This is a genomic window from Streptomyces sp. rh34 (assembly GCF_002551245.1).
Classification (GTDB): Bacteria; Actinomycetota; Actinomycetes; order Streptomycetales; family Streptomycetaceae; genus Streptomyces.
The window spans coordinates 19,302-27,401 of sequence record NZ_NTGZ01000092.1 but is presented as its reverse complement, the minus strand read 5'-3'; the positions used below and the strand labels follow the sequence as shown (position 1 = coordinate 27,401).

Sequence of the window (8,100 nt, the reverse complement as noted above, 5' to 3'; positions counted from 1 at the left end):
GGTCCGGAGCATGGCGGCCCCGGTCACGGCGGTCCGGGGTCCGGCGCCGCCGACGACCTCCTCGACCTCTGGGGGCCGGGCCCGCTGCCCCTCTTCCCGCTCCAGCCGCCGCGTACGGGCACCGAGCTGCTCGCCGACCACGTCGCGGCCATGGTCTGCTGCGCGGCCGTGGACACGGCGGGCGCGGCCCCCGGTCTGGACTGGCTGGACGGCCCCGCGCTGCTCGTCGGCGGCGAGCGCCGGGCGGACCTCGCGACTCCGGTCCTCAGCCTCGTCGAGGACGGCGATCCGGACCCGCTGCTGTCCTGGCTGGCCGAGGTGGGAGTGCGCTCCGACAAGCCCGTCCGGCTGGTCTGACCACACGCCCGACCGGTCCGGCGACGAGCTCCGTTCGCTGGGGTGACCAGGTTCGACAGGTCTCACCGACCGGGCCCGGCTGCTCTCCACCCCCGTCAATTCGCGACGAAGGGTGACGAACCGCGTGCGTTATGTGATGTGCTGGGGACCGGCGTCGACATTCGGCGCACCAGAGTTGTCCGGGGGATCACCCGGAGCTTCCGGGGGATCAGAGGGAGGGGCGCGGCATGGGGGCGGAGCAGATTCGCCGGTGGGAGTCGGGCGCCCTCGCGCACGCGGTCAGCGATCCCTTCGGTCAGGGCCCGCTGCCCTGGCTGCGCGGCAGCGAGAACTACTTCGACGACACCGGCCAGGTGGTCCCCTGGTACGCCGACCTCGCCCGCTCCACCGGCGGCGGCACCCGTACCGCCGACGATGTGCACCGCCAGATCAAGGGCTTCGTCTCGCCCGGTGCGGCGGCCCCCGGCGAGGCCATCGACTTCCACATCACCGTGGACCCGCCCCAGCAGTTCTCCGTCGACGTCTACCGGATCGGTCATTACGGCGGCGACGGCGCGGCCAAGATCACCACGAGCCCGCGGCTCTCCGGCATCGTCCAGCCCCCACCGCTCGCCGCCGACCGGACCGTCTCCTGCCACCACTGGTGGATGTCCTGGCGGCTCCAGATCCCGAGCTACTGGTCGGTCGGCGCGTACGTGGCCGTCCTGACCACCGCCGACGGCTACCGCTCGCACATCCCCTTCACCGTGCGCCACGACCACCCCGCCGACCTGCTGCTCCTGCTGCCCGACATCACCTGGCAGGCGTACAACCTCTACCCGGAGGACGGCCGCACCGGTGCCAGCCTCTACCACGCGTGGGACGAGCGGGGGCGGCTGCTCGGCGAGGAGGACGCCGCCGTCACGATCTCCTTCGACCGCCCGTACGCCGGGGCCGGCCTGCCGCTGCACGTGGGGCACGCGTACGACTTCATCCGCTGGGCCGAGCGGTACGGCTACGACCTCGCCTACGCCGACGCCCGCGACCTGCACGCGGGCCGCGTCGACCCCAGCCGCTACCGGGGCCTGGTCTTCCCCGGCCACGACGAGTACTGGACGCTGCCGATGCGCCGGGCCGCCGAGCGCGCCCGGGACTCCGGCACCTCGCTCGTCTTCCTCTCCGCCAACACCATGTACTGGCAGGTGGGCCTCGCCCCGTCGGCCTCCGGCGAGGCGGACCGGCTGCTGACCTGCCGCAAGCGCCGGGGGCCCGGGAAGTCCGCCCTGTGGCGCGAGGTGGACCGGCCGGAGCAGCAGCTCCTGGGCATCCAGTACGCGGGCCGGGTGCCCGATCCCCGCCCGCTCGTCGTGCGCAACGCCGAGCACTGGCTCTGGGACTCCACGGGCGCGGTCGAGGGCGACGAGATCCCGGGCCTGGTCGCCGGTGAGGCCGACCGCTACTTCCCGCGCACCAGCCTGCCCGAGCACGACAACCGGATCCTGCTCGCCCACTCCCCGTACGAGGACTCCGAGGGCGCCACCCGGCACCAGGAGACCTCGCTCTACCAGTCCCCCTCCGGCGCACTCGTCTTCGCCTCCGGCACCTTCGCCTGGTCCCCGGCGCTGGACCGCCCCGGGCACACCGACCCCCGGATCCAGCGGGCCACGGCCAACCTTCTCGACCGCATCTGCAAGCGCGACTGACCGGGTTCGAGGAACGCGACTGACCGGGTTCGAGAAGCGCGACCGACCGGATCCACGAACGCGACCGACGCCCCGCCGGGCCCGGCGCACGCCGCGCGCCCTCCATACGGGACAATCGGAACCGCTCCTGGATCAATCTACGCGGAGGCACCGTGTCCGGTTTTGTAGAAAAGCCCGAGCCCGTTCAGGTTCCGGGCCTCACCCACCTGCACACCGGCAAGGTGCGTGACCTGTACCGGAACGAGGCGGGCGACCTCGTCATGGTCGCCAGCGACCGTATCTCCGCGTACGACTGGGTCCTGCCCACCGAGATCCCCGACAAGGGCCGCGTCCTCACCCGGCTCTCGCTCTGGTGGTTCGACCAGCTCGCCGACCTGGTCCCCAACCACGTCATCTCCACCGAGCTGCCCCCGGGCGCCCCGGCCGACTGGGCGGGCCGCACCCTCGTCTGCAAGTCCCTGCGCATGGTCGAGGTCGAGTGTGTGGCCCGCGGCTATCTGACCGGCTCCGGGCTCGTCGAGTACGACGCCACCCGTACGGTCTGCGGCATCGGTCTGCCCGAGGGCCTGGTCAACGGGTCCGAGCTGCCCGGCCCGATCTTCACCCCGGCCACCAAGGCGGCCGTCGGCGAACACGACGAGAACGTCAGTTACGAGGCCGTCGCCCGCGAGGTCGGCGTGGAGACGGCCGCCGTACTGCGGCGCACGACGCTCGACGTCTACCGCCGGGCCCGGGACATCGCGCACGAGCGCGGAATCATCCTGGCCGACACCAAGTTCGAGTTCGGCTTCGAGACCACCGAGGACGGGACCGAGCGGCTGATCATCGCCGACGAGGTGCTGACCCCGGACTCCTCGCGCTTCTGGCCCGCCGCCACCTGGCAGCCCGGCCGGGCGCAGCCCAGCTACGACAAGCAGTTCGTGCGCGACTGGCTGACCTCGCCGGCCTCCGGATGGGACCGCGCGAGCGAGCAGCCGCCCCCGGCGCTGCCGCAGGAGATCGTGGCGGCGACCCGCGCCAAGTACATCGAGGCGTACGAGGTGCTGACCGGCACCAACTGGTCGTAGCCGCCAGGGATACGCGGAAAGCCCCGGTCCGAAAGGACCGGGGCTTTCCCCATCTGGAGCGGACGACCAGGTTCGAACTGGCGACCTCAACCTTGGCAAGGTTGCGCTCTACCAACTGAGCTACGTCCGCAGTGCGCCGAAGCGCGATGCCTACTATACCCAACCCCGCTCGCGTGCGAGACGCACCGCCGTGTGCCGGTTCTCCGCACCGATCTTGGTGGCGGCCGATGACAGGTAGTTCCGTACGGTCCCCTGGGACAGGGAGGCCCGCTCCGCGATCTCCGCGACCGGTGCCCCGTCCGCCGCCAGTTCGAGCACCTCGGCCTCCCGGCTGGTCAGCGGGGAGTCCCCGGCGGAGATGGCGTCGGCCGCCAACTCGGGATCCACGTAACGGTTCCCGGCGTGGACGGTACGGATGATCTCCGCCAGCCGCCGGGCGCTGACCGTCTTCGGGACGAACCCCCGTACGCCGGCGGCCAGGGCCCGCTTGAGGTGCCCGGGGCGGCCGTGGCTGGTCACGATCATGGTGCGGCAGTGGGGCAGCTCGGTCCGCAGCGATGTGGCGACCTTCACACCGTCCGCGCCCGGCATCTGGAGGTCCAGGACGGCGACGTGGGGCCGGTGCGCCAGAGCCATCGCCAGGGCCTCGGGGCCGCTCGCCGCCTCCGCGACCACGACGAGGTCCTCCTCCAGGGCGAGCAGGGCGGCCAGCGCGCCCCGGATCAGGTGCTCGTCGTCGGCCAGCAGGACCCGCAGGGGCTGCGCGGTGGTCATCGTTCCTCCGGGAGGGCGGAAGGGGCGGGCGAGGGGCTGGGGGGCGGCGGTGCGGGGCGGCCGTTCACGTCCGGGCGGGACGCCGTGAGCGGCACGGTCGCCGTCACCCGGAAGAGATCGTCCCCGACGGCCGCGGCGGTGAGCGAGCCGCCGAGCGCGCCGAGCCGCACCCGCAGCCCTGCCAGGCCCGAACCGCCGCCGTCGTCCGCGCCGCCGAGCGGGCGGGTGGCGCCGGCCCCGTCGTTCTCGACCTCCAGGACCACCGCGTCCCGCGTCCGCGCGAGCCGCATCCAGCAGTGGCGCGGGTCGCCGTGGCGCAGGACGTTCGTCGCAGCCTCGCGCACCACCCAGCCGAGCGCGCCCTGGACGGCGGCGGGAGCCCCGATACCGGCCGGGCCGTCCGCGCCCTCGACGGTGCAGGTGATACCGGCGGCCCGCAACACGCCCTGTGCGCCCATGAGTTCGGTGGGCAGGTCGGCCTCCCGGTAGCCGCGTACGACATCGCGGACCTCCTGCTGCGAGGCGCGGGCGATCCGCTGCACCTCGACCATCTGGTCCATCGCCGCGGGGTTCCCGCGCTGGGCCAGCTCCACGGCCAGCTCGCTCTTCAGGGCGATCACCGACAGGTTCCGCCCCAGCACGTCGTGCATGTCCCGGCCGAACCGCAGCCGCTCCTCCGCCACCGCCAGCCGGGCCTGCATGTCCCGTGCCTCCTCCGCCTGCCACATCACCGACAGGCTCCAGGCGCTCGGCCGGGCCGACACGAGCACCAGCAGGATGACGACGGTCAGCGAGACGACCGCCCCGAACAACTGCCCGCCCGGCACGCCCACGGCCGCCAGGAGGGCCGTGCCGGCCACCGAGAAGGCGGCGGCGTGGAGCAGGAACCTCCGGACCGGCACGATCAGGACGTACGGGATGGCGAACGCCACCGGCAGGTCCAGCACCAGCAGTACGAGCCCCTCGTCCCGCACGCCTCCCACCGCCGCGAGGGCCACCACGAGGGCGGTCATCGCCACCTGGAGAGCGGCGGGCAGGCGCAGCCGCCCGGGAGGGAACGGCGCCAGGCCCCGGTAGGCGTCGAAGGCGGGCGCCAGGTTGCGGCTGCTCAGCACGGACTGGGCGATGTTGGCGACGAGGAACCCTGCTCCCAGGGCGATGGCCACCGCTCCCCCGTCCAGGGTCTCGGCGAGCGGCAGCAGCCCCCAGGACACCGCGAAGAGCCAGGTGATCGAGGAGAGCGTCACCCGTGTGTAGAGGTCGATGCGCTGGAGTTTGCTGCGCTCGTGCCAGCCGCGCCGCCAGCCCCGTACCCGACCGATCACGCCCCTCAGTCCCTTCATGTCAGCCGCGCGGATCCCAGCGGAACCACCGTCGCACAGCAAACACGCCGAAAGCGGTCCAGGCCAGCGCGGTCACCCCGGCCGTGAACAGGTCGCCGCCCTCCACGCCACCGAGCCAGCCGTGCCGGATCAGAGTCATCACGCCGGTCATCGGCAGCAGCTCCAGTACGGAGGCCAGCCTGTCCGGGAACACCGCCAGCGGGACGAACAGTCCGGAGCCGAGGAGCGAGGCGAAGTACAGCGGCAGGGTCGTGAGCTGCGAGGTCTGCACGGTCCGGGTGATCACCGTGGTCGCCGCGGCCAGGGCGGACATCAGGACGAAGCTCAGCAGCAGTCCGGCCAGCAGGAGGTCGGGGCGGTGCGGGGCGCTCAGATCGAAGGCGATCGCGCCGGCCACCATCAGCAGCACGCACTGGGCGAGAGCCAGCGCGACGGACGGCAGCGCCGTGCCGATCAGGATCTCGCGGTCGGAGATCTCGCCGGTGCGCAGCCGCTTCAGGACGAGTTCCTCGCGCCGGGCGACGTACGCGGAGACGAGGTTCATGTAGACGACCTGGACGAGCACCATGCCGATGCCGCCGGTCAGGGTGGCGCCGGCGACGGTGAGCCCGGTGCCGCCGAGGTCGACCTGTTCGAGTGAGGACCGGATCGCGAAGATCATCACGAGCGGCAGCAGCAGGGCCACGACGATCGCGGTCCGGTTGCGCAGCAGGAGGATCAGCTCGGCGCGGCCGAGGGCGGTCAGCCGCCGGGCCACGGCCGCCGCGCCCGTGGGGGAGGCGGCGGGTGTCCGGTCGCGGACGGGGGTCGTGGTGGTCGTCATGCCGTCACCTTCTTCGTGCCGCCGGAGCGGGTGGAGCGGTCCGGGACCTGGCGCGGGTCCTGGTCCCGGGGCGCGTGCCGGGTCTTCGCGATGTCGAGGAACGCCTCTTCCAGGGAGGCGGAGCGGGCGTCGAGGCCGTGCAGCCGTACGCCGGACTCCCGGGCCCACTCCAGGAGTTCGTGCAGGGACTCCTGGAGGGCGGGGGTGCGGATCTCGACCCGGGACCCTTCCGCCGCGGCCCGCAGCGAGAGCGGGAGACGCGCCGCCGGCACGGCCTCGGGCAGGACGAACCTGATCCTGGCGGGCTGCCGCGCGGTCACCTCGGCGATGGTCCCGGTCGTCACGATCCTCCCCTGATGCATGATCGCCAGGCGGTCCGCGAGCGCCTCGGCCTCCTCCAGGTAGTGCGTGGTCAGCAGCACGGTCGTACCGTTGTCCCGCAGCGCCCGGACGAGCTCCCAGGTCTCCTGCCGGCCCTCGGCGTCCAGCCCGGTCGTGGGCTCGTCGAGGAAGAGCACCTCGGGCCGGGACGTCAGGGCGAGCGCCAGGTCGAGGCGGCGCTTCTCGCCGCCGGACAGCTGCTTGACCCGTACGTCCGTCCGGAGGGTCAGGCCGACCATCTCCAGGGCCTCGCCGGCGGGGCGTGCGCCGGTGGTGCAGGCCGACCACATGCGGACGGTCTCCATGACCGTGAGGTCGGAGGGGAAGCCGCCTTCCTGGAGCATCACCCCGGTACGGGGGCGGACGGCGGCGCGTTCGCGGTACGGGTCGTGGCCGAGGACCCGTACCGTGCCGTCGGTCGGCGGCGCCAGGCCTTCGAGGAGTTCCACGGTGGAGGTCTTGCCCGCGCCGTTCGTCCCGAGCAGGGCGAACAGTTCGCCGCGGGCCACGGAGAAGGAGATCCCGGACACGGCCTCGAAGCCGTCGGCGTAACGCCGCCGGACCTCGTTCGCCTCGATCACGGGACCGTCCACGCGGTCGCTGAGAATGTCGTCGCTGGTCATGCCTCAAGGTTTCCGCCGGAACCGGCCCGCGAGCAGTGCGCGCTGTCATCACTGCTCATGACAAACCTCATGAGGGCGGCAGGGGATGAGTGAGGCGGGAGCACGACAAAGGCCCTGACCGAGAAGGTCAGGGCCTTTGATGCTGAGCGGACGACCAGGTTCGAACTGGCGACCTCAACCTTGGCAAGGTTGCGCTCTACCAACTGAGCTACGTCCGCAGTGCAGCCACTCGGCTTTCACCGGTGGAGCGAGCACTACTCTACCTGATCCAACGAAGTGGTCCGAAGAGTCGTGCAGAGCGGGTGACAGGAATTGCACACTGCGCCTTCCCCCTGGAAGGGGGATGTTCTACTACTGAACTACACCCGCACGCTGCGTGGGATTCGGCTTTGCGGCCTCGCCCCTCGGCGTGCTCCAGACTCTAGCCGACCTGCGGGGGTGTCGCGCAAGTCGGCTCCCCGAGGGCCTCGCGGAACGGGCCCCCGGGCCCGGCCGACGGGGCGTCCGGGGCCGCCTGACGGAGTGTCCGGCTCTTCCCGGGGCGGGGCGTTCCGGCCCCCGGGGCCGCCGACGCCCGACGGGCAGGCCGGCCGGGAACCGTCACGGCTCGATCCGCCGGTCCGGAACCGACACGCATCGACCTGTCGGTCCGGAACCGTCACGGCTCGACCCGCCTGCCCGGACCCGTCGCGGATCAACTCGCCGCGTCGAACGCCTCGTAGACCTTCTTCGGGATGCGGCCCCGGGCCGGTACCTCCATCCGGTGCGAGCGGGCCCAGGCGCGAACGGCCGCCGGGTCCGGGGCGAGGGAGGTGTGGTGGTAGGTCGTGGGCGTCCTGCCATGCTTGCTGGCATTTGTCTGCTTTCGACCGGCGGCCACGTAAGGAGCCAGGGTCTTCCGCAGTTTCTTCGCGTTGGCGGGATTGAGATCGATCTCGTACGTCTTCCCGTCCAGGGCGAAGGTCACCGTTTCCGCCGCTGCTCCCCCGTCGATGTCGTCGGAGAGCGTCACCACTACGCGCTGAGCCACGGATATCGGTCCTTTCCTAC

General features: G+C 72.2%; 7 protein-coding genes, 3 tRNA genes and 1 pseudogene. 3 read left to right on the top strand and 8 right to left on the bottom strand.

The genetic code is table 11. The features are described from left to right. The 3 genes and pseudogenes from CR470_RS18645 to CR470_RS18635 all read left to right on the top strand — a co-directional run. Positions 1 to 357, top strand: a pseudogene (locus CR470_RS18645) (hypothetical protein); the annotation flags it as partial. Positions 358 to 584: 227 nt separating this feature from the next. Next, positions 585 to 2,039 (top strand): N,N-dimethylformamidase beta subunit family domain-containing protein, encoded by a 1,455-nt coding sequence (locus CR470_RS18640; RefSeq protein ID WP_097868708.1) that lies wholly within the window; start codon positions 585 to 587, stop codon positions 2,037 to 2,039. Positions 2,040 to 2,191: 152 nt separating this feature from the next. Beyond that, positions 2,192 to 3,106, top strand: coding sequence for a phosphoribosylaminoimidazolesuccinocarboxamide synthase (locus CR470_RS18635; RefSeq protein WP_097868707.1), 915 nt, complete (start codon positions 2,192 to 2,194; stop codon positions 3,104 to 3,106). A 54-nt stretch (positions 3,107 to 3,160) separates the two neighbouring features. On the opposite strand, the gene CR470_RS18630 is transcribed toward CR470_RS18635, so the two are convergent. The 8 genes from CR470_RS18630 to CR470_RS18595 all read right to left on the bottom strand — a co-directional run bounded on the left by CR470_RS18630 (position 3,161) and on the right by CR470_RS18595 (position 8,080). Next, positions 3,161 to 3,236, bottom strand: a tRNA-Gly gene (locus tag CR470_RS18630). Between the two features lie 23 nt (positions 3,237 to 3,259). Next, positions 3,260 to 3,880, bottom strand: coding sequence for a response regulator transcription factor (locus CR470_RS18625; RefSeq protein WP_097868706.1), 621 nt, complete (start codon positions 3,878 to 3,880; stop codon positions 3,260 to 3,262). After that, on the bottom strand, positions 3,877 to 5,223 hold the full coding sequence (locus CR470_RS18620; protein WP_097868705.1) for a sensor histidine kinase: 1,347 nt from the start codon (positions 5,221 to 5,223) through the stop codon (positions 3,877 to 3,879). The genes CR470_RS18625 and CR470_RS18620 overlap by 4 nt, the downstream gene beginning before the upstream one ends. Before the next feature lies 1 nt (position 5,224). Continuing rightward, positions 5,225 to 6,046, bottom strand: a complete 822-nt coding sequence (locus CR470_RS18615) for an ABC transporter permease (protein WP_097868704.1) — start codon at positions 6,044 to 6,046, stop codon at positions 5,225 to 5,227. Further along, complete coding sequence (locus tag CR470_RS18610) at positions 6,043 to 7,050, bottom strand: ABC transporter ATP-binding protein (protein WP_097868703.1); 1,008 nt, start codon at positions 7,048 to 7,050, stop codon at positions 6,043 to 6,045. Before CR470_RS18610 ends, CR470_RS18615 begins: the two co-directional genes overlap by 4 nt. A 145-nt stretch (positions 7,051 to 7,195) precedes the next feature. Next, positions 7,196 to 7,268, bottom strand: a tRNA-Gly gene (locus CR470_RS18605). A 79-nt stretch (positions 7,269 to 7,347) separates the two neighbouring features. Further along, a tRNA-Gly gene (locus CR470_RS18600) sits at positions 7,348 to 7,419 on the bottom strand. Positions 7,420 to 7,744: 325 nt separating this feature from the next. After that, positions 7,745 to 8,080: a histone-like nucleoid-structuring protein Lsr2 gene (locus CR470_RS18595; protein ID WP_026290384.1), complete on the bottom strand. Its 336-nt coding sequence runs from the start codon at positions 8,078 to 8,080 to the stop codon at positions 7,745 to 7,747. Positions 8,081 to 8,100: the final 20 nt, after the last annotated feature.